The following is a 20,957-nucleotide window of genomic DNA, read 5'->3' on the forward strand; positions in this document are numbered from 1 at the left end:
CATCCAGTACCGCATCCGCGTCGAGCCGGGAAAGTTGCTGAGTGATATCTGTGAATTCACTTTCAAGGCGCGCGTAGTCAGTGTTGTCTAGCGCGTTACTCATACGGCTTCCTTTGCTTCGATCTCATCGCAGAGTGATGGGTCAAAGTTTTCGTCCCAAAAAGCAATGTCGTGATCTATGTCAAGTGCGGCAGTGACGGCAATTTCGCGCCAGTCATCGGCCCGTTCATTTGCAAACAGCATTTCAATTTTGTCGTCTTCAGATCGGGAGGAATGCAAGATTTCTTGCATCTTGTGATGTTCATGAAACCGTGGAGAGGCGCTAACCATCGCCCAAGAAAATGCTCCAATGTATTCCGCATTTGCAATGCCATACTTGGCCGATGTGCGAATGCAGACATCTGCAAAAGCCTCAAGCGCGAGAGGCGACATATGCCAGTAGTCGCTGGCGTGCTCGTGGAAATACGCCGCGAGTGAGCGCCGCAGCCCCACCTGATCCAGCGCCGCGAAGAGCCCCATTTGACCTTTTTTAGTTGCATTTAACATCAACTCCAGAGTCAAAACACGTCTCAGTTGTACCTAAATAATAAGTTACTCATAACTTCAAGTATCCCATTGGGCTCTGGACCCATTGCAAGTGAGGATTGAATCATGGCTATCCGACAAGCTGACATTCACACCATGGCAACTAACTCACGCTGACTTCGCGCGACTTCCAACCTTTACCCGTCGTACAACCATGAGGACGTTCGGACCGGTCATTGGCGCGGCCACAATGAAAGTCTGGACTTTTCCGTGTCTCCCGAGTGCAACCTATCTGAAGCGAAAGTGCGGCTTTGGTTCAGGCGGGAATTTCACCTGCGCATGACCGGTCTGGCGATATGCGCTGCGACGCGACAGTAAGGTTGCTGCGGATGCGAACGGATGCTGCGTCAGCGAAGGGTCAAAATCGAATGACGGCAAAGTCCCGCACGGCCGACCTTGAGATTTCAAGAACGCCAATCCATCCTGACTAAAATCATCGGATGACCGTTTGGAGCCCAAAGTGTTTCATGCTGCGTTGCGCGCGAATGGCCGCTTAAAGAAGTTCTGGGAGTTCTGGCTCGGCTTGTTGCTCGTATGTTTGGAAGACGATTGGTGTTTCGGCACGCGTGTCCCGCAACTCTGGTACACGACCAGCTTCAACGAACCTGCCCATATAGAACAACCCGTCATAGTATCTCGACGCTGGATATCCGTTCAGTTCGGGACTGTCTGCCGAGAGCCTAATAGCCGTATCGGCCATCTTGGCGCACGATATCGAGGCGCGAGCGTCAAACGAAACAGGATCGAGCGTAAAGCCAAAACACCCATTTTGCCCTTCATGGACAACATAAGTGCCTGAAGAGACGAGATATAGATGGGAGCCTCGCCACCATCCTGTATCTTCAAAAAGGTCGATGGAGGCCGCCGTATCACCGTCATTAATGGCGAATTTTCTGTTCCAGTCGCTGTGAATACCGAACATGGGCGTCACAGACATACTTACAGTCCCGCTGCCAGGAATGTTGGCGATAGCTACGTACTCTGAAGAGCAAGCTGATAGCGCTAAGATCATACCGACAGCGCCAGTGAAATTACCGAATTTGCTAAAAGTCATTGTCCGTCATTAGTTACCTAAAACAGACATCGGCGCAAGCGTGGCGAAATGGGGCTTTGTCCCGCTCTCCGGACCTTAACCGGCCGCGCCTCAGCCCTATCCGCTCGCATTGCGCACGGCGGATTTGAGCCCAAGACGGCCATGTTGACCGGTCTGCGTAAGCCTTTTCTTATTCGTGCCTGTCTGAATACAGGATCACCAAGTACCGCTTTCGGTACGCACCGGTTGATGAGGGTGCCGCCCTTTTTGTTGTCGATGAAACCGACCAGACCCCGCGCGCGACACCCTCGACTGGCGAAGGCAGCGTTTCCACCGTCATGCGCCAGAGCTTGATCGCGAGCTTGCGGGCTACGGCAACAATGGCCTTCTGCCCGATCCCATGCTTCGCGAAATGGTGATTGTAGATGGCCTTGGCCGCTGGGTCGTGCCAGATCCAGGGACAGGTGTAAGTCTCTACAGTCCCGTCTTCTGAATTAAATAGCGCGACTGAATAGGTCCGCTTGTGAACACCCAGACCAACGTAGATTGGCCGATCTTCAGCGAGTGACAAACAGCGAAATAGGTGTTGCTTTCTTGACCATGCTGGAAACCCCTTGGTTTGGGATATCCCGGCATCACAACAGTCAGCCGCGCCACCGTCCAGCATGGTATTTTCTATCGGCGGGTCTGGCCTGACTTCAGCCGCCCAACTGTGGGCGCATCGCCTGATAAATCACCGCCGTGGCCACATTCGCAAGGTTCAGCGAACGCACCCGCTTGTCCAGCATCGGCAGATGAAACACCCGATCTTCCGCCCCATCGATCACCGATGCCGGCAACCCTGCGGATTCACAGCCAAACACCAGATAGGCATCCGGTCGATAGTCAGGGGCATATAGGCTCTGCGCCCCATGTTCCTCAAAGAAATACAAGCTTTCCCGGAGCGGTTTGCGCGCATCCAGAAAGCTTTGCCAATTGTCATATTCGCTTAGGTTTACATGTTTCCAGTAATCCGTTCCGGCGCGGCGCACCGATTTCTCATCCAGCGAAAACCCATAGGGTTTGATCAGGATCAGCTCAAGGTTCAGCGCCACACAGGTCCGCCCGATTGCACCGGTATTATAGGGGATTTCCGGCGTGACCAGCACCATCTTCATAGCTGCATCTGACATAGAACCACCGGCTTTCTCGCTCAAGGATGGCCCCCTCTAGCGCAACAGGGCAGGTGTTAACAGCCGCAACTGCGCACGGGCCGCCGCCCTCTGCCAGTGCATCACTTCACCTGCATCCTTTCGATCATCCCCAACACCATCCGGCGCGGCAACAGCGGGATCACCCAATTGACCAACAGCCCCAGCCCCACTTCGTTTACCGTCACCAACACGCCGCGCATCATCGCGTCATAACCATGTTGCGCCACCGACGCCGCACTTTTGCCGCCCCCCGAAACCAGCTTGGTTCCACCCAGATTTGCACGATCCGCAAAGCCCGTTTCAACATAACCCGGTGCCAAAAGCGTCACGCTCACCCCGGTGCCTTTCAGCTCCTGTGCCAGCGCCTGAGAGAAGGATTGTACAAACGCCTTTGTCGCAAAATACACCGCCTGATTTGGCCCCGGCATGAACCCGGCAGTAGAGCCGACATTCAAGATCCGCCCTGCCCCCTGCGCCACCATGTCAGCCGCCACCAGATGGCAAAGCGTCACCAACGCCTTTACGTTCAGGTCGATCATTGCCATTTCATCCTCCAACGGCCGGTCTAGATGCCGTCCCTGTCCGCCAAATCCGGCATTGTTGATCAACACATCCACCGACAACCCGGCTGCCTTCACGCGCTCATTTAACACCTGCGCCGCACCCGCGGCCCCCAGATCAAGAGCGATGACATGGGCCGTGATGTGAAACTGTTGCTCCAGCTCGGTCTTCAGCACCTCCAGCGCCTCCCCCCGCCGGGCCGTTAGGATGACGTCTCCTCCTTTGGATGCATGATACCCTGCGAATTCCCGTCCAATACCGGACGATGCGCCCGTCACCAGTGCCGTGTTTCCCATTGCCTTATCCCCTTTTGGTTCCTGACAGGTGATGTATCCTGAGCGTCGATTGCAACCCCTGCTCCCGTCACACAAAGGAACCGCCATGATCATCCACCGCGCCGGATCACGCCCTTCCACTGTACCCAACCCGGACTATTTCACGGGCACCGTACGGATGGACCCGCTGATCAATACCCCTGCCCCCGCGCGGCTCAACGCGCTTTCGGTCACCTTTGAACCGGGCGCACGCACCGCATGGCACACTCATCCGCTGGGCCAGACGCTGATTGTCACTGCTGGGGCCGGGCTTGCACAAAAAGCAGGAGAGCCCGTGCAGCGCATTCATCCCGGTGATGTGATCTGGTTCGCCCCCGGCGAAAAACACTGGCACGGCGCGACACCTGATTGCGCTCTGACCCATATCGCTCTGCAAGAAGCCCAAGACGGTTCGGCGGCGGATTGGCTGGAACAGGTCACAGAGGCGGAATATCGCGGCTAAAGGTTAGACATATCCACGCCACCACAGCCAGCCGACAAAGGCCACAACCACAAGCAACAGATTGAAAACAACCGTCCCCGCCAGCCCCAGCAGCTTGCCCTTGCGCTGGTCGGCCACATCAATTTCCCGCAGATGGGCCATCACAACGTCATGGGCCTGCCTCACCGCGGTTTCATCCACCAGACGGGACAGCTTTGGATGCCCTGCCTGTTGCTCTGCCGCAATCAATGTCCTGATCTGGGTCTGTACCCGTTTTGGCAATCGCCGCCCTGCACGCGCCAGCATCTTTTCCAACCGCGCATGTTTGATGCCGAACTTAAGCGTCAGCAACTCCTGCACGGCGGCAACCTTACCTGCGATATCTTTGGCATCCATCATCGCGCCACTTAAACCCACTGGCACAGAGGCCGCAATGGCGCTACCCCTTCTAACATGCTCACCTATTCCGAATATGGCACCGCCAGCGCCGACCACCCCTCCCTGATCATTGCCCATGGCCTCTATGGCTCCGGGCGCAACTGGGGTGTGATCGCCAAACGTCTCTCCGATACCCGCCACGTGATCACACCGGACATGCGCAACCACGGCACCAGCCCGCGTGCCGCCAGCCAAAGCTACCCGGATATGGCGGGCGATCTTGCCGAAGTGATCCAGAAGATCGGCGGTCCTGTGGACCTTGTCGGCCATTCCATGGGCGGCAAAACCGCCATGACCCTCGCCCTCACAAAGCCCGAATTGATCAACCGTCTGATCATCGCCGACATCGCCCCTGTCGCCTATGGCCACACCCAACAGGGCATGATCGACGCCATGCGCAGCGTGGATCTCTCCACCCTCACCCGCCGCTCCGACGCCGAATCACAACTGGCTGCCGCCGGCGTTGAACCCGCACTGCAAAGCTTCTTCACCCAGTCACTCGACGTGCCAAATAAATCATGGCGGCTGAACCTAGATGTGCTTGAAGCGGAAATGGAGAAAATCATCGGCTGGCCCGAAGAGATCACCGGCCCCTTTGACGGCCCAACCTTCTTTCTCTCCGGCGCTGCAAGCGATTACGTTTTGCCCGAGCACCGACAAAAGATCAAAACACTCTTCCCACAGGCCCGTTTCGCCAAAATCCCCGATGCCGCCCATTGGCTACATGCTGAAAAACCCCGCGCATTCGAAGCCTCGGTCCGTGCTTTCCTCGACGCTTGAACCCTTCTTCTCCTCTTTTTGGCCTTATATCCTGCGGGGAGTCGATCTCTGATCGACGGGGCAGCGCCCCACATAAACCCGGCTCTCACCCGCCGTTGCACAAGACAGAGGTTCGAACCCCCTTGCACCCGACCGCCCCATCCCTATAACGCGATAAATTTGCATATTTATGGGGGCACCGATGCCAAAGCGTACCGACATCAAATCGATCATGATCATTGGTGCAGGCCCCATTGTCATCGGACAGGCTTGCGAATTCGACTACTCCGGTGCACAGGCCTGTAAAGCGCTGAAAGAAGAGGGGTATCGCGTCATCCTCGTCAACTCCAACCCGGCAACAATCATGACCGATCCGGGGCTGGCAGACGCAACCTACATCGAACCGATCACCCCTGAAATCGTCGCCAAAATCATCGAGAAAGAACGCCCCGACGCGCTTTTGCCCACCATGGGTGGTCAAACTGGCCTCAACACCTCGCTGGCGCTTGAGGAAAACGGCGTATTGGCGAAATTCAACGTCGAAATGATTGGTGCGAAACGTGAAGCCATCGAAATGGCCGAAGACCGCAAATTGTTCCGTGATGCCATGGACCGGCTTGGCATCGAAAACCCGCGCGCAACTATTTGCACCGCCCCAAAAGACGCCGATGGCAAGAAGGATCTTGCCGCAGGTGTGGCCATCGCACTGGAATCACTTGAGGAAATCGGCCTTCCGGCCATCATCCGCCCGGCTTTCACCATGGGGGGCACCGGCGGTGGTGTGGCCTATAACCGCGAAGATTACGAATTTTTCTGCCGCTCGGGCATGGATGCCTCTCCAGTGGGCCAGATCCTGATCGACGAATCGCTTCTGGGTTGGAAAGAATTCGAGATGGAGGTGGTGCGCGACACCGCCGATAACGCCATCATCGTCTGCGCCATCGAAAACGTCGATCCCATGGGCGTGCATACCGGTGATTCGATCACCGTGGCACCGGCGCTGACCCTGACCGACAAAGAATACCAGATCATGCGCAACCACTCGATCGCCGTGCTGCGTGAAATCGGCGTGGAAACCGGCGGTTCCAACGTGCAATGGGCCGTGAACCCCGCGGATGGCCGTATGGTTGTAATCGAAATGAACCCGCGGGTGTCGCGCTCTTCCGCCCTCGCCTCGAAAGCCACCGGTTTTCCAATTGCCAAGATCGCGGCAAAACTCGCGGTGGGCTTCACGCTGGACGAGCTGGACAATGACATCACCGGTGTCACCCCTGCCTCCTTCGAGCCGACCATCGATTATGTCGTCACCAAAATCCCGAAATTCGCTTTTGAGAAATTCCCCGGCTCCGAGCCCTACCTGACCACTGCCATGAAATCCGTCGGCGAAGCCATGTCGATTGGCCGCACCATCCATGAATCCATGCAAAAGGCGCTGGCAAGCATGGAATCTGGCCTGACCGGATTTGACGAAATCGACATTCCCGGTGCGCCTGACAAGGCTGCGATTGTTTCCGCGATCAGCAAACAAACCCCGGACCGGTTGCGCACCATTGCACAGGCCATGCGGCACGGCATGTCCAACGACGACATCCATGGCACCACCATGTTTGATCCATGGTTCCTGGATCGTATCCGCGAGATCATCGACGCCGAAGAGGGCGTGCGGACCAACGGTCTGCCAACTGATGAGGCCGGCCTGCGCCAACTTAAAATGATGGGTTTCACCGACGCTCGGCTTGCGAAACTGACAGGTCAGTCCGAAACCGCTGTCCGCAATCAGCGCATCAATGCGGGTGTGACCGCCGTCTTCAAACGCATCGACACCTGTGCCGCCGAATTCGAGGCGCAGACCCCTTATATGTATTCCACCTATGAGGCCCCAATGATGGGCGAGGTCGAATGCGAAGCCCGCCCCTCTGACCGCAAGAAAGTGGTTATCCTTGGCGGTGGCCCCAACCGGATTGGTCAGGGGATCGAATTTGACTATTGCTGCTGTCACGCCTGCTACGCGCTGACCGACGCGGGCTATGAAACCATCATGGTCAACTGCAACCCGGAAACGGTTTCGACCGATTACGACACTTCGGATCGCTTATATTTTGAGCCGCTGACCTTCGAACATGTGATGGAAATCATGCGGGTCGAACAGGAAAACGGCACCCTGCACGGGGTGATTGTCCAGTTCGGTGGCCAGACGCCGCTGAAACTTGCCAATGCCCTGCAAGAGGCTGGCATCCCGATCCTTGGCACCACACCGGATGCGATTGATTTGGCCGAAGACCGCGAACGTTTTCAACAACTTGTCCAAAAACTTGGCCTGAAACAGCCCCATAACGGCATTGCCTCCACCGATGAAGAAGCCTTGAAAATCGCCGAAGAAATCGGCTTCCCGCTGGTGATCCGCCCCTCTTATGTTCTGGGTGGGCGCGCCATGGAAATCGTGCGCGACATGGCCCAGCTTGAACGCTACATCCGCGAGGCCGTGGTTGTGTCAGGTGACAGCCCCGTCTTGCTCGACAGCTACCTGTCCGGTGCTGTTGAACTTGACGTGGATGCCCTGTGTGACGGCAAAGACGTGCATGTCGCAGGCATCATGCAACACATTGAAGAGGCTGGCGTGCACTCGGGTGACTCCGCCTGTTCCCTGCCGCCCTACTCGCTTGATCAATCCATCATCGATGAGGTCACCAAACAGACCAAAGCCCTGGCACTGGCGCTGAATGTGGTTGGCCTGATGAACATCCAGTTCGCGGTCAAAGATGGTGCGGTCTACCTGATCGAGGTGAACCCCCGCGCCTCGCGCACCGTGCCTTTTGTGGCCAAGGCCACCGACAGCGCCATTGCCAGCATCGCGGCCCGCATCATGGCCGGTGAACCGCTCAGCAACTTCCCGCTGCGCGCGCCCTACCCGGAACAATCCGCCTATTCCGATACCCTGCCTTTGGGCGATCCAATGACACTGGCCGACCCGAACATGCCGTGGTTCTCAGTCAAGGAAGCCGTGCTGCCTTTCGCCCGCTTCCCCGGCGTCGACACGTTGCTTGGACCCGAAATGCGCTCTACCGGTGAAGTCATGGGCTGGGACCGCGATTTCCCCCGTGCCTTCCTCAAAGCGCAGATGGGTGCCGGCACCCTGTTGCCCCGCGGCGGCTGCGCCTTCCTGTCGATCAAGGAGATGGACAAGACGCCCGAGATGCTGTCAGCCGCGCAAATCCTGATCGAACAGGGGTTCAGCATTGTGGCAACCCGTGGCACGGCAACTTGGCTGGCCTCACAGGACATCCCCTGCCAGACCGTGAACAAGGTCTATGAAGGACGTCCCGACATCACCGACATGATGAAAGACGAAGCCATTCATCTGGTGTTGAACACCACCGAAGGCGCACAGGCGGTTGAGGACAGCAAGTCCATCCGCTCCATCGCCCTGTTCGACAAAATCCCGTATTTCACCACTGCCGCAGGGGCCTATGCCGCCGCATTGGCCATCAAAGCGCAGGCGGAAGATGAAATTGGTGTGAAAGCATTGCAGGGCTAACACCTGCCCCGATGCCCCCGGATCATTCAGGGGCATCCTACAGCGCCTGATACATCCCAATCAGCTTGGTCAGGCGCTGGGACAAGGTCCCACCAATCACCGAGGCAAGCTGCGCATCGCGCAGCTCCATCTCCTCACCGGCCAGCGCCGGGTTCAACAGCGATTCGAAAGAAACCCATTTGCTGTTGATCTGCCCCAGCGTGATCTTGATCTTGATATTTGGTGCCTTATCCAATCCCAAGGTCGTGTCGCCGCTGATCAGCGCCGCATTGCGGGCCATAAACACCGCCATATTCTGTGTGATCTGTGCTGCCGTATCACTCGCCCCAATCGACAGGCGCAAGTGGCAGAAATCCTTCAGAATTTCTTCAAGCAGCGCGTTCTGCTGATGCAGCAAGCGAACCGCGTTTTGCACCGCGGCAGGCGGCCCCGCCTCCGGGGGATCAATCTCTTCAAGGGCGATGTGCAACCTGCGGGCAACCGGGGCCGGGCGCGACAGGATCAGCCCGACAGGAACCGCGTGAAGATCCCCCGCCGCCACCTGCTGTGCAGACAGGGTCAAGCCTCGCGCGAACCCAGCAGCCTCTACCAGCGCGGACCGCTCTGGGCCGGGCGGCATCGGAGCCAGTCCCGTGGCTGGATCGCCATCAATGATCACGCCCATAACCGCAGAAAACGCCACCGCATTATCAACTGTCGCATCCGAATGAAGCTGCGAATCCGCCCCCGACATGACCATACATGCAGATTTGCCAATCCGCTGGTTGCGGTGCAACTGTTCGAACAGCAAGGTCTGGCGAATCGCGGATGGATCCTGTGCCAAGCCCGTTTCAAAGCTGCCCAACAGCAACAGGATCGCCAAACTTATCCGCAGCATGCACCAAACCCAAATCAAAGTGATGCGGCACGATGTCATGGATATCTTAAATCTTTCTGACCGCGCTTCTGCCCCGCAGTCCGCTCTTGCGAAGCCCAAGCGACCAAGTCTATCCTCACCCAAGTTCAAGAGGTCCGCATGCATAAACCAGCCATCACCGGCACCGGTGTTTTTACGCCATCCGAAATCATCACAAATGCCGAACTGGTCGTTGCGTTCAACGCCTATGTCGATCTCTACAATGCTGAAAACGCAGCTGCGATCGACGCCGGGGATCTGCCCGCCAAGGCGCATTCATCCGAAGAGTTTATTTTCAAGGCAAGCGGCATTGAGCAACGCTATGTCATTGATAAAACAGGTATCCTTAACCCGAAGGTCATGCACCCCCTGTTGCGCCAACGCAGTGATGACGAACCCAGCCTGATGGCGGAAATGGCACTGGATGCTGCGCAAAAGGCGCTTGCACAGGCCGGGAAAACCGCCGCGGATGTAGATGCCGTCATCTGTGCCGCCTCCAATCTGGAACGCGCCTATCCTGCGGTTGCCATCGAAATTCAGGATCTGTTGCAAATCAACGGCTTCGCCTTTGACATGAATGTCGCCTGTTCTTCCGCGACATTTGGCATACAGGCCGCTGCCGACATGATCCGCAGCGGCTCGATCCGCAGTGCCCTCGTGGTGAACCCCGAGATTTGTTCAGCCCATCTTGAGTGGCGGGACCGCGATTGTCATTTCATCTTTGGTGATGTGGCAACGGCCACGCTGATCGAACGTGCGGAAGATGCCACCGGGGCATATTTCGAAATTAAATCAACCCGTTGCGCCACGGACTTTTCCAACAACATTCGCAACAACAACGGTTTTCTGCGCCGCTCACGTCCTGACGGCGTGGCCGACAGACGCGACATGCAGTTTATGCAAAACGGGCGTAAGGTGTTTAAGGAAGTGCTGCCTCTGGTCGCTGAGCATATCGCCGGGCATATGGCGGATAACGGCGTACAAGCCGATGATCTGAAACGGCTGTGGCTGCATCAGGCCAATAAGTCGATGAATGACTTTATTGGCAGAAAGGTGCTGGGCCGTCCGCCGGAAGATGGCGAGCAGCCCAATATCCTGCAAGACTATGCCAATACGTCTTCGGCGGGGTCGATCATCGCCTTTTCCAAATATTCCAATGACATGAAAGATGGCGACACCGGGCTGATTTGTTCATTTGGTGCGGGCTATTCGGTCGGATCAGTCATCGTAGAGAAACACGGCTAAGCCTGCCTTAGCCGCCCTTTTTCGACACGCGTTTATGCACCTCGGCCGCGCTCTCGACCCGCTCTGAATAGCGGTCGACCAGATAGTTGGCGCGCCCGCGCACCATCCAGGTAAACTTTACCAGCTCTTCCATCACATCGACAATCCGCGCATAGAATGGCCCCTCGGGCAAGCGTCCATCCCCCTTAAACTCCAGCCAAGCCTTGGGAATACTGGATTGATTTGGGATCGTGACCATCCGCATCCAGCGCCCCAGAATGCGCATCTGGTTAACCGCGTTAAACGATTGCGAGCCGCCCGACACCTGCATCACCGCCAGCGTTTTCCCCTGCGTCGGTCGGATACCGCCCTGCAACGACAGGGGAAGCCAGTCAATCTGGCACTTCATGACCCCCGTCATCGCGCCGTGCCGTTCGGGGCTGGACCAGACCATGCCTTCCGACCACATCGCCAGCTCACGCAGCTCCGCTACCTTTGGGTGGTCTGGATCTTCAGCATCCGGCAGCGGCAGGCCCTTTGGGTCAAACATCCGGGTTTCACAGCCGAGATACTCGAGTATCTGTGCTGCCTCTACGGCCGCCTTGCGTGAATAACTGGCCTCGCGCAGTGATCCATAGAGCAGCAGAATGCGCGGCTTATGCCCCGGATCATCCGGTGCCTTCAGCGCCTCAACATCAATCAGCGGCAATTGATCCGCCTGCAAAGCGGGTAACGCCTCAGTCACTTTCATCTTCAAGGTTCAGCTTCATATCCACCAGAACCTGTTGCAGCATGGTGGTTTCTTTCAACAGGCGCTTGGCCTCGTTGACGCTGATCTTACCGTCTTCCATCGACTGCTGGTATTCCGCCATCAGCATCGCAAAACGCTGGGACAGTGCAATCACATCGGAATTCACCCCTCCCTTGCGGGCGGCATTGTCGCGGCGGTCCTCAAAGTTCAGACCAATGCCTTTCAATTCAGCCAAGGCAGCGGTGACATGCGGATAGCTCGAAACCTGTTCCAGCTGGGCAACCGCATCAATCGGCATAAAGCGATCCGAATGTTCGTCATTGTCGGAATAATACCGCCCCAACGTCGCCTTTGATTTGCCGGTCACTTCACATGCTGGTTCGATGCCGACATCTTTCACCAGCGCCTCAGTATGTTTTTTCAGATAGCTGCCAATATTGGCCATATGTCACGTTCCCCAAAACACCCTTGTTTTTCCCCCGGACCGCACTACGGGGGAAAGCTCTTTGGCTTTTCCCATTAATTCAGCGGGGCGTAAATGGCATTTACAGATCATCCCGTCACAGTGGCGGGACTTCAAGAGTACCTTGGCCATCTGGCCGAGGTGTTTACGGGTTCGTACGTCCTCTTACCTGATCTGCTCCGCACGGCAGAAAAGGCACTGTAGGGCGTACGGGCTCCCGTCCTTCACAACCACCTGTTGTCGTCTTGATCAGCGCGCGGCTTTTGTCGTAACAGGCCGCCATGGCAAAACTCTATTTTCACTATTCCACAATGAACGCCGGCAAATCGACGGTGCTCTTGCAAGCCGCACATAACTATGTGGAACGCGGCATGGTGCCCTATCTGCTCACCGCGCAATTTGACGGGCGGGCCGGAGAGGGGCGCATCGCGTCGCGGATCGGCATTGGCGAAAAGGCCGATACCTACGGTCCGGGTGAAGACCTGTTTGCCAAGCTGCAGCACCGCCTGACCGAAGGCCCCTGTGCCTGTGTCTTCGTGGACGAGGCGCAGTTTCTGGAAGCCGATCAGGTCTGGCAACTGGCCCGCGCGGTGGATGACCTGCGTGTGCCGGTCATGTGTTTCGGCCTGCGGGTCGATTTCCGTGGGCAACTTTTTCCCGGCTCGGCCACCCTGCTTGCCCTTGCCGATGAGATGCGCGAAGTCCGCACCATCTGTCATTGCGGTAAGAAGGCCACGATGGTTGTGCGCATGGACGCCAATGGCGCGGTGCTGAAAGACGGCGCACAGGTGCAAATCGGTGGCAATGAAACCTATGTTTCCCTGTGCCGTCGTCATTGGCGTGAAGCGGTCGAAGATCCGTCCTGACCGCCCAGCGGGGTTTTCGCAGCCAATCCAAGTTCCGCTTTGAGAAAAGCTGATCTGCCGGTACCGTGGCCGGTATCGATCAATAATTGCATTCTGCACGGGGCGCGCGATCATGGACGTGAAACCGAACAAACTGGACAAAAAGCACTTCGCAAAGCTGAAAGACCTCGATGCTGTGGTCAACACCTCCAAAGACACGCCCGCAGATACCAAAGCACTGGAAGCGGCAAGCAAAGAGGTCGACGCCGCAACGGCGGCTTTGGCCAAGGCGCTGGACAAACAGCACAAGGTTTTCGAAAAAGCCCATAAGAGCTTTCCCGATGTCACCAAAACGCCATCTCCGGCCGGTCCTGTGCCAATCCCCTACCCCAATTTCGGCAAGGTCGAGAAAGAGATAAAGGGCGGCTCGAAAGTCATTGCCGGTGCCCTGAAGCGGCAGGAAAAAGCCCAGAAAAATCTGGTCAAAGTGATCGACAAACAGATCAAGGTTCTGAAACCCGCCGCCAAATCCTCCAAGGGAGCCGAGGCGGCAACCCTCAAAGGTCTGATCAGCGCCAAGGCCACAGGCAAGGCGCAATGGACCTCCTGCTCAATGGATGTAAAGCTGGAGGGGCAACGGGTAGCGCGTTTCCTTGACCTGGCGGCCAAACATACCGACAAAGGTAAATAGCATAGACGGTTAATGCATCCGCCCGCCATCCGGGACATCCTGATCCGGCGACAGTAGGACAATCGCGCCGTTCTCATCCGGCACGCCCAGCACCAGCACCTCCGACATAAACGGTCCGATCTGGCGCGGCGGGAAATTCACCACCGCCATAACCTGCCTGCCAACCAGCGCCTCGGGGTCATAGTGCACAGTGATCTGCGCAGAGGTTTTGCGCTCGCCAATCTCCGCGCCAAAATCCACCCAAAGTTTGATCGCCGGTTTGCGGGCCTCGGGAAAAGGCTCCGCGCGTGTCACCGTGCCCACACGGATATCCACCTTCATAAAATCATCAAACGTAATCTCAGCCATTGGCCAGCTCCCGTGAACGGTCCGCTGCGGCCTTGACCGCGCGGCGCAGCAAGGCGGGGAACCCTTCCGCCTCATCCATCAAGACCTCCAGCGCTGCCTGGGTTGTTCCATTGGGCGAGGTCACATTAACGCGCAATTGCGACGGGGTTTCGTCAGAGTGCAGGGCCAGCGCCCCGGCCCCGGCCACCGTGGCCTTGGCCAGCTGCATGGCCAGCCCCGCAGGCAACCCCTCTGCCTCGCCCGCCGCTGCCATGGTCTCGATCATATGAAACACATAGGCGGGCCCCGATCCGCTGACCCCGGTCACCGCATCAATCTGCGCCTCCGCGCTCAAACGCACCACCTGCCCCACTGCACTTAACAAGGATTCCGCCTCGTCCAGCGCAGCAGCCCCCGCCACATCATTTGCAACAATCGCTGTGATCCCTTGGGAAATCGCCGCAGGCGTGTTCGGCATGGCCCGCACCACAGGGGTGCCCGCGCCCAGAGTTTCCTCGAAATACCGGATTGTTGTGCCCGCTGCGACGCTGACAAACACAGTCTCGCTTTCCCCCATTGCCTGCAATGTGGGCAAGGCATCCGCCATCATCTGCGGCTTGACCGCCACCAGAACTATCGCAGGGGTTTCAGGCAGGGCCGCGTTCACATGCACGCCGGTCCCGCGCAACCAGTCAGAGGGGAACGGGTCCACCACCCAGACCGATGCCGCCGGCAACCCCCGTGCCAGCCATCCGGCCAACATCGCAGATCCCATCTTGCCACAGCCCAAAAGCACAAGGCCCTGTTTGGCGATACGGCTGTCTTTCATGTCATTTCCCCCGAATTATTCCAGGGAAACTGTTACGCCCGCCCGTAGGCCTCTGCAATGGCGACCTGAAGCGCCTCTTGCGGGGTCTTGTCGCCCCAGACCTGCAATTGCAACGCCGGGTAATAGCGTTCTGCCGACATCACGGCCGCACCGATCATGGTATCAATCTGCTCTGCACTGGCATCAACACCGCCGCTGCACACCAGACCATAGCGATAGACCATCAGCTTTTGCTCCGCCCAATAGGTGAACGCACCCGCCCAGCATTCGTCGTTCACGAGGTTCAACAGTTCAAACAGGCCCGCCATCTTTTCTTCCGGCGGATCCATCTCGAAGGTACAGATCAGGCGCAGGGTCTCATCAAACGCCGACCAGGCCAGCGTAATCGCATAGGTGCGCCACTGCCCTTCAACGGACATGGCGATCTGCTCATCGGAAATCCGGTCGAAATCCCAATCATGATAGGCCGCCAGATTCTCGACGATATCAATCGGATGGATGTCTTCTTCAAGGTACTGCTCGGTTAGGGCCATTTTTGACACCTCTGTTTTATGTCCAAGCCCAAAAGCGCTTCGTCACACCAGACTTGGATGCCTCCACAACAAGCCGTTGGCAAACCAACCGCCCATACAAGATATGGTGCTTGCCACAGAAAGATCTGGCAACCCCTTTTTCTGGGGATAACTGCAATATCTTGTGGAGAAAGGACCAGCACACCCCAGAACTACCCCAAATGCGGGGAGCAGGTGGCCGTCTTCATCTTGCTCTTAAACTCAAAAGCAAGGGATCGCACAGGCACGGCACCAGCGGACTTGATGCTGCCGCGCCCCGGAATTTAACCCTTGGAGGCGTCCAGCGCATCCAGCCGCGCCTTCAGCGCTTCATTTTCTTCGCGGGCCTTCTGCGCCATGGCGCGCACCGCGTCGAACTCCTCGCGGGTCACAAAGTCGCGATCTGCCAGCCAGCGGTCCATCATTCCCTTCAGGGCATTTTCGGCCTCATCCTTGGCCCCTTGTGCCACGCCCATTGCGTTTGTCATCATCTGGGACATGTCGTCGAAAAACTTGTTACGGGTCTGCATTTTTGCCTCCAGGCGTTGCTTGGCCCCTATATGGGGTCTCAGGGCCGCTCAGGCAAGGTTGACATCCCGTGACAGACGGTCTCAATCACCGCCATGAACGCAATACTCCCTTTCCCCAATATCTCTCCCGAGATTTTTTCAATCACCCTGTTCGGCATGGAGTTCGCTCTGCGCTGGTACGCATTGGCCTATATTGTCGGCATCTTGCTGGGCTGGCGGCTGGTTGTCGCCGCCGCGCGCACCCCGCGCCTCTGGCAAAACGAACAGCCGGTCATGACTCCCGGCAAAATCGAGGATCTGCTGTTCTGGGTCATCCTCGGGGTGATCCTTGGCGGGCGGCTGGGTTACGTGCTGTTCTACCAATTCAACTATTATCTCGCCCATCCGCTGCGGGTGCTGCAACTTTGGGAAGGGGGAATGTCGTTTCACGGCGGGGCCATTGGCGTTATCCTTGCGGCCTTCTTCTTTACCAAACGCTATCAACTGAACACCCTGTCAGTGGGGGATCTGGTGGCACTTGGCCTTGCCCCCGGCCTGTTTCTTGGGCGTGTGGCGAATTTCATCAACGCCGAACTCTGGGGCCGCCCGACGGATCTGCCCTGGGGCGTCGCTTTTCCCACGCAAGCCGCGCAATATTGCCCCGATGTCATCGGCATCTGTGCCCGCCACCCCTCACAGCTTTATGAGGCATTGCTTGAAGGGTTGGTTCTCGGGCTGCTCCTGATCTGGCTGGTCTGGCGGCGGGGTGCCTTCAAACGCCCCGGTCTGGTGATGGGTGTCTTCCTTGCTGGTTATGGCACCGCCCGTTTCGCTGTTGAATTTGTCCGCCAGCCTGATGCGCAGTTTGTTTCGGAGGGCAACCCGCTGGGGCTGGCCCTGCAATTCGGTGGCTATGGTCTGACCATGGGACAGCTCCTGTGCATTCCGATGGTGCTGGTCGGCCTTTTCTTCATCCTGCGGGCCCGCCGCGCGGCATGAGCCTGCACAACCATATCGTGGCACGGATCGCGGCGCAGGGCCCGATGCGCATCGACGAATTTATGACCACCTGCCTGCTGCATCCGACGCTGGGCTATTACACAACCCGTGATCCTTTTGGGACAGATGGCGATTTCACCACCGCCCCAGAGATCAGCCAGATGTTTGGCGAACTGATCGGCCTGTGCATCGCACAAACTTGGCTCAGTCAGGGTGCCCCCGCCCCCTTTACCCTGGCCGAGCTGGGACCGGGGCGCGGCACCTTGATGGCGGATGCCTTGCGTGCCTGTCGCTCTGTGCCGGGGTTTATCGAGGCGGCGCAGATCACGCTGGTCGAGGCCTCGCCAACCCTGCGCCAGATACAAGCCGAAACCCTCAGCGGATACAGGCTAAGTTTTGCGGATACGCCGGAAGCCTTGCCCGAACAACCGCTCTACCTGATTGCAAATGAGTTCTTTGACGCGCTGCCCATCCGCCAGTTTCTGCGCGACGGCACGGGCTGGCGCGAGCGGCAAGTGGGTCTGGAAGATAAGGTGCTGACCTTCGGACTTTCTCCTGCCCAGCCTCAACCTGCCCTTACCGCACGTTTGGCCAATACCAAAGACGGCGACATGGTGGAAAGCTGCGCCGCCAGCGCGACGGTGATAGATGACATCGCCGCCCGGATCGCGGTTCATGGCGGTGCCGCGCTGATCATCGACTATGGCGATTGGCAGCAGACCGGCGATACCCTGCAAGCCCTGCGCAAACATCAAAAAACCTCCCCGCTGGACACACCGGGGGATGCGGATCTGACCGCCCATGTGGATTTTGCCACCCTAGCACAGGCCGGTGCCGCCTGCGCCCATAGCACCCTCACCCCGCAAGGCGTGTTTCTGGAACGCCTTGGCATCACCCAGCGTGCGCAGAAGCTTGCCACCAAATTGACCGGCAAAGCGCTGGAAACCCATATCGCCGCGCATCACCGGTTGACGCACCCCACAGAAATGGGAAATCTGTTCAAGGTAATGGCACTCTACCCGCAAGGAGGTGCCCCCCCGCCGGGAGTGGACCCATGACACTCGAAATTCTGACCTCCGATCACCTTGGCAGCATCCGCCACGGCTTTTTCACGCGACGCGGCGGGGCCTCCTCCGGCGTCTTCGAGGGGCTGAACTGCGGCTATGGCAGCAGCGACCAGACCGACATTGTCCATATCAACCGTGCCCGCGTTGCCGACGCCATGGGCGTGCCGGTCGACCATCTGGTCGGGGTGCATCAAATCCATTCCGCCAATGTGGTCGAGGCGAGCGGCCCCCTGCCCGACAAACCCAAAGCCGATGCGATGGTGAGCAAGACGCCGGGTGTTGCCCTCTCTGTCCTCTCCGCAGATTGTCAACCGGTGCTGTTTGCGGACACAAAGGCCGGTGTCATCGGTGCTGCCCATGCCGGGTGGCGCGGCGCGCTGGATGGGGTGCTGGATGCCACCGTCGATGCCATGGAGCGGCTGGGAGCAGACCGCAAAAACATCGCCGCTGTCATCGGCCCCTGCATCAGCCAAAGCGCCTATGAGGTTGGTCCTGAGTTTTTTGAGGATTTTCTGGCACAGGACAGAAGCTTTGACCGGTTTTTTGCCCAAGGCGTGGGCGACAGAATGTTATTCGACCTGCCCGGCTTTGGCTTAAGCCGTCTGCGTGCTGCTGGTGTGGGCGTGGCCGAATGGACCCGCCATTGCACCTATGCGGATGCGCAGCGATTCTATTCCTATCGCCGCACCACCCATGCCAAGGAAGCCGACTATGGGCGGTTGATCGCGGCCATTTCCCTTTAGATCAGGGCGCAAATGGGGCAAATTCTGCCCCGCTGCCGCCCGATTGAATACGTCGAATTTGGAAACAATCACGGATTTGCGGCGTGATTGGCCATTTCGCCCGCCGACAACTTCATAAAAACAAGGACTTTGACGAATTGAGGCAGCTTCGTCACAAATCGCCACAATCTCTGGCAATGTTTTTTTGAAAAACTGCGCCATCGCCAAAAACCGGCCCGATTGCCCCGTCATATTCATCCTCAAGCAAAGGGCAAACAAGCCCGCACACTGAAAACCGAGGAATGAGCCCATGAAAACCAACACACGCTTCATCAAAGGCATCGTCGCAGCAGCAGCCAAAGAAGACACAGTTATGCCATGGGCCCGTGGCAAAAGACGCGCCGCCTTTATCGCCAAGCGCAACGAAGCCAAACAAGAGCGCCGCAGCGCCTGAGGCAGACGTCCCCTTTTACTACGGGTTTTCCAATACCACGCTTTCCCAAACAGCCTCCTCCAAGGTGCAATCGGGTTAATCAGTGACTTGGGTTACTTTCGAAACCTACAGATACAGCCCCGCCCACGTTGATTCGTTGGCGGGGCTTTGTTGTCCGTGGAATGTGGCGGCCGCATGCCGAATTAAGGAAACAGAAAGGCAGAATACTCCCAAATTGGAGCGAAAAGCGGCTTTAATGTTGTCCAGACTTTGACAAAGACACGCCGATCAGGTGTTTTAGGTCTCATCAAAGAACGAAATGACATTGGTTATTTCCGTGCATGTTGGTGGGGGCCAACACGGATGTGACAACCTGATAAAAGGTGATCGCATGACACTGAATGCTGCTCTGGGTACGCGCCCGACCTCGACTGCTGCCGCTCCACGAGGCTTTGCGCCCGCCGCATCTTCTGCGCGGGGAATGCTGCCCGCAACCAAAATGCCGACACGCAGTTTTGAGGTCGCAGCCCTGCGCGGCGACGGTTCCCTTTACATCGGACAGGACAAGGCACCCGCCATCCCATTGTTCGAAAATGCATTTTCCGCCTTTGCACGGGGCACGCTGATCGCCACCCCACAGGGTGATGTCGCCGTGGAGGATCTGCAGCCGGGCGATATGATCAATACGTCAACTGGTGAAGCCGCCAAATTGATCTGGATCGGCTCCAGCAGCTTTGTCCCTGCGGATGCGGGCCGCCGGATGCCCCTGCTGCGCATCATGGCCGATACCTTTGGACAGGGCCGGCCCAATTCATTCCTGACCGTTGGTCCGGGTGCGCGCATCCTGCATACCCCGCATCGCCTGCGCGCCGAAGCGGGCGAAAAGCGGCTGCTGACGCCGGTACGCGAATTTCTCGACGGTGTGAACGTGATCGAGGTGGTCCCGCCAACCCCTGTGCGCCTGTTCCACATCTGCCTCGAACGCCATGCCGCGATCCGTGTTGGCGGCATCGAGATGGAGACGTTTCACCCCGGTGCCAAAGCAACCCAGAGTGTTTCACAGTCTTTGCGAGACAGGTTTCTGGGCATGTTCCCGCAGATTAGCCACATCACCGACTTTGGCCCACTGGCCCATCCTCGCGCCCCTGAGGGAGACATCGACTCACTTTAAGCGCCCTGGCTGATTTGGGTCCGCTGGGCCCCTCGTTCAGGGGGCCACTTCCAACCGTTTTTCCAAAACGTCAAAAGGCACGCCCGGATCGTCTTTCGCGCAGCGGATCACCAATGACGTCTTGACGCTTTCAACATTCGGCGTGGTCAATAGATCACCGGTCAGAAAGCTCTGGAATGACGACAGGTCCGGTGCCACGCATTTCAGCACAAAATCCACCTCGCCGTTTAACATGTGACACTCGCGCACCAGCGGCCAGTCCCGGCATTTTTCTTCAAAGGCGCTCAGATCCGCCTCAGCTTGCGAGTGCAACCCGACCATGGCAAAAACCTGCACCTCAAAGCCCAGTTCGCGCGCATCCACATCCGCATGATAGCCGCGGATATATCCCTGCTCTTCCAACGTGCGCACACGGCGCAAGCAAGGTGGCGCAGAAATGCCGACCCGTTTGGCCAACTCCACATTGGTCATGCGACCGTCTGCCTGCAACTCGGCCAGAATTTTCCGGTCAATCGGATCAAGCCGTAAACCTGCCATGGGATTTCCCTTTATGAATTTGCGATTCTTATAACAGCGGTGCGGGCAGCCGCAATATTATTACGTTCATACGCAATAATCTA

The 20,957-nt window shown here is 57.7% G+C and carries 25 protein-coding genes; 11 read left to right on the top strand and 14 right to left on the bottom strand.

Going from position 1 to position 20,957, the window contains the following annotated elements:
* Positions 1-99: 99 nt before the first annotated feature.
* The 5 genes from QQL78_RS11980 to QQL78_RS12000 all read right to left on the bottom strand — a co-directional run bounded on the left by QQL78_RS11980 (position 100) and on the right by QQL78_RS12000 (position 3,668).
* Positions 100-561, bottom strand: coding sequence for a hypothetical protein (locus tag QQL78_RS11980; protein ID WP_284373708.1), 462 nt, complete (start codon positions 559-561; stop codon positions 100-102).
* A 517-nt stretch (positions 562-1,078) separates the two neighbouring features.
* Positions 1,079-1,639: a hypothetical protein gene (locus tag QQL78_RS11985; protein WP_284373709.1), complete on the bottom strand. Its 561-nt coding sequence runs from the start codon at positions 1,637-1,639 to the stop codon at positions 1,079-1,081.
* Positions 1,640-1,808: 169 nt separating this feature from the next.
* On the bottom strand, positions 1,809-2,285 hold the full coding sequence (locus tag QQL78_RS11990; RefSeq protein ID WP_284373711.1) for a hypothetical protein: 477 nt from the start codon (positions 2,283-2,285) through the stop codon (positions 1,809-1,811).
* 31 nt (positions 2,286-2,316) lie between these two features.
* Positions 2,317-2,790, bottom strand: coding sequence for a tRNA (cytidine(34)-2'-O)-methyltransferase (locus QQL78_RS11995; RefSeq protein ID WP_284375572.1), 474 nt, complete (start codon positions 2,788-2,790; stop codon positions 2,317-2,319).
* 101 nt (positions 2,791-2,891) lie between these two features.
* Entirely contained in the window at positions 2,892-3,668 is a 777-nt protein-coding gene (locus tag QQL78_RS12000; RefSeq protein WP_284373713.1) for an SDR family NAD(P)-dependent oxidoreductase, read from the bottom strand.
* Between the two features lie 85 nt (positions 3,669-3,753).
* Here QQL78_RS12000 and QQL78_RS12005 point away from each other — a divergent pair, with 85 nt between their 5' ends.
* A complete protein-coding gene (locus QQL78_RS12005; RefSeq protein WP_284373715.1) occupies positions 3,754-4,149 on the top strand; it encodes a (R)-mandelonitrile lyase in 396 nt (131 codons plus the stop codon).
* A gap of 3 nt (positions 4,150-4,152) precedes the next feature.
* On the opposite strand, the gene QQL78_RS12010 is transcribed toward QQL78_RS12005, so the two are convergent.
* Positions 4,153-4,527, bottom strand: a complete 375-nt coding sequence (locus QQL78_RS12010; RefSeq protein ID WP_284373717.1) for a hypothetical protein — start codon at positions 4,525-4,527, stop codon at positions 4,153-4,155.
* A gap of 54 nt (positions 4,528-4,581) precedes the next feature.
* Between QQL78_RS12010 and QQL78_RS12015 the strand changes: the two genes are divergently transcribed.
* Both QQL78_RS12015 and carB read left to right on the top strand, forming a co-directional pair.
* Positions 4,582-5,346 (top strand): alpha/beta fold hydrolase, encoded by a 765-nt coding sequence (locus QQL78_RS12015; protein ID WP_284373719.1) that lies wholly within the window; start codon positions 4,582-4,584, stop codon positions 5,344-5,346.
* A 181-nt stretch (positions 5,347-5,527) separates the two neighbouring features.
* Entirely contained in the window at positions 5,528-8,860 is a 3,333-nt protein-coding gene (gene carB / locus QQL78_RS12020) for a carbamoyl-phosphate synthase large subunit (RefSeq protein WP_284373721.1), read from the top strand.
* Positions 8,861-8,897: 37 nt separating this feature from the next.
* On the opposite strand, the gene QQL78_RS12025 is transcribed toward carB, so the two are convergent.
* Positions 8,898-9,737, bottom strand: coding sequence for a hypothetical protein (locus tag QQL78_RS12025; RefSeq protein WP_284373723.1), 840 nt, complete (start codon positions 9,735-9,737; stop codon positions 8,898-8,900).
* A 138-nt stretch (positions 9,738-9,875) separates the two neighbouring features.
* Between QQL78_RS12025 and QQL78_RS12030 the strand changes: the two genes are divergently transcribed.
* Positions 9,876-11,000 carry a beta-ketoacyl-ACP synthase III gene (locus tag QQL78_RS12030; protein WP_284373725.1) on the top strand — a complete coding sequence of 375 codons (1,125 nt, stop codon included), beginning with the start codon at positions 9,876-9,878 and terminating at the stop codon, positions 10,998-11,000.
* Positions 11,001-11,007: 7 nt separating this feature from the next.
* Here the strand turns inward: QQL78_RS12030 and arsH are convergent, their stop codons facing one another.
* Together arsH and QQL78_RS12040 are read right to left on the bottom strand one after the other, a co-directional pair.
* A complete protein-coding gene (gene arsH / locus QQL78_RS12035) occupies positions 11,008-11,730 on the bottom strand; it encodes an arsenical resistance protein ArsH (RefSeq protein WP_284373727.1) in 723 nt (240 codons plus the stop codon).
* Positions 11,717-12,175 carry a hypothetical protein gene (locus tag QQL78_RS12040; RefSeq protein ID WP_284373729.1) on the bottom strand — a complete coding sequence of 153 codons (459 nt, stop codon included), beginning with the start codon at positions 12,173-12,175 and terminating at the stop codon, positions 11,717-11,719. Before QQL78_RS12040 ends, arsH begins: the two co-directional genes overlap by 14 nt.
* 299 nt (positions 12,176-12,474) lie before the next feature.
* On the opposite strand from QQL78_RS12040, the gene QQL78_RS12045 reads away from it, so the two are divergent.
* Together QQL78_RS12045 and QQL78_RS12050 are read left to right on the top strand one after the other, a co-directional pair.
* Positions 12,475-13,059 carry a thymidine kinase gene (locus QQL78_RS12045; protein WP_284373731.1) on the top strand — a complete coding sequence of 195 codons (585 nt, stop codon included), beginning with the start codon at positions 12,475-12,477 and terminating at the stop codon, positions 13,057-13,059.
* Positions 13,060-13,171: 112 nt separating this feature from the next.
* Complete coding sequence (locus QQL78_RS12050; RefSeq protein WP_284373733.1) at positions 13,172-13,729, top strand: PAAR-like domain-containing protein; 558 nt, start codon at positions 13,172-13,174, stop codon at positions 13,727-13,729.
* Positions 13,730-13,738: 9 nt separating this feature from the next.
* On the opposite strand, the gene QQL78_RS12055 is transcribed toward QQL78_RS12050, so the two are convergent.
* The 4 genes from QQL78_RS12055 to QQL78_RS12070 form a co-directional block, all read right to left on the bottom strand.
* Positions 13,739-14,077 (bottom strand): tRNA-binding protein, encoded by a 339-nt coding sequence (locus QQL78_RS12055; protein WP_284373735.1) that lies wholly within the window; start codon positions 14,075-14,077, stop codon positions 13,739-13,741.
* Positions 14,070-14,885 carry a pyrroline-5-carboxylate reductase gene (gene proC / locus QQL78_RS12060; protein WP_284373736.1) on the bottom strand — a complete coding sequence of 272 codons (816 nt, stop codon included), beginning with the start codon at positions 14,883-14,885 and terminating at the stop codon, positions 14,070-14,072. The genes QQL78_RS12055 and proC overlap by 8 nt, the downstream gene beginning before the upstream one ends.
* Before the next feature lie 32 nt (positions 14,886-14,917).
* Entirely contained in the window at positions 14,918-15,418 is a 501-nt protein-coding gene (locus QQL78_RS12065; RefSeq protein ID WP_284373738.1) for a type III secretion system chaperone family protein, read from the bottom strand.
* A gap of 302 nt (positions 15,419-15,720) precedes the next feature.
* Positions 15,721-15,966, bottom strand: coding sequence for an accessory factor UbiK family protein (locus tag QQL78_RS12070; RefSeq protein ID WP_276152105.1), 246 nt, complete (start codon positions 15,964-15,966; stop codon positions 15,721-15,723).
* A gap of 93 nt (positions 15,967-16,059) precedes the next feature.
* Between QQL78_RS12070 and lgt the strand changes: the two genes are divergently transcribed.
* From lgt to QQL78_RS12095, 5 genes are all read left to right on the top strand, one after another.
* Positions 16,060-16,944, top strand: coding sequence for a prolipoprotein diacylglyceryl transferase (gene lgt / locus QQL78_RS12075; protein ID WP_284373742.1), 885 nt, complete (start codon positions 16,060-16,062; stop codon positions 16,942-16,944).
* Positions 16,941-18,002 (top strand): class I SAM-dependent methyltransferase, encoded by a 1,062-nt coding sequence (locus QQL78_RS12080; RefSeq protein WP_284373744.1) that lies wholly within the window; start codon positions 16,941-16,943, stop codon positions 18,000-18,002. Before lgt ends, QQL78_RS12080 begins: the two co-directional genes overlap by 4 nt.
* On the top strand, positions 17,999-18,754 hold the full coding sequence (gene pgeF / locus QQL78_RS12085) for a peptidoglycan editing factor PgeF (protein WP_284373746.1): 756 nt from the start codon (positions 17,999-18,001) through the stop codon (positions 18,752-18,754). The genes QQL78_RS12080 and pgeF overlap by 4 nt, the downstream gene beginning before the upstream one ends.
* 289 nt (positions 18,755-19,043) lie before the next feature.
* Positions 19,044-19,187 carry a hypothetical protein gene (locus QQL78_RS12090; protein ID WP_284373748.1) on the top strand — a complete coding sequence of 48 codons (144 nt, stop codon included), beginning with the start codon at positions 19,044-19,046 and terminating at the stop codon, positions 19,185-19,187.
* A gap of 370 nt (positions 19,188-19,557) precedes the next feature.
* A complete protein-coding gene (locus QQL78_RS12095; RefSeq protein ID WP_284373750.1) occupies positions 19,558-20,337 on the top strand; it encodes a Hint domain-containing protein in 780 nt (259 codons plus the stop codon).
* Between the two features lie 36 nt (positions 20,338-20,373).
* Here the strand turns inward: QQL78_RS12095 and QQL78_RS12100 are convergent, their stop codons facing one another.
* Positions 20,374-20,874, bottom strand: coding sequence for an Lrp/AsnC family transcriptional regulator (locus tag QQL78_RS12100; RefSeq protein ID WP_284373752.1), 501 nt, complete (start codon positions 20,872-20,874; stop codon positions 20,374-20,376).
* Between the last annotated feature and the right edge of the window lie 83 nt (positions 20,875-20,957).

This window comes from Sulfitobacter pacificus (genome assembly GCF_030159975.1).
In the GTDB taxonomy this organism is placed as follows: domain Bacteria; phylum Pseudomonadota; class Alphaproteobacteria; order Rhodobacterales; family Rhodobacteraceae; genus Sulfitobacter; species Sulfitobacter pacificus.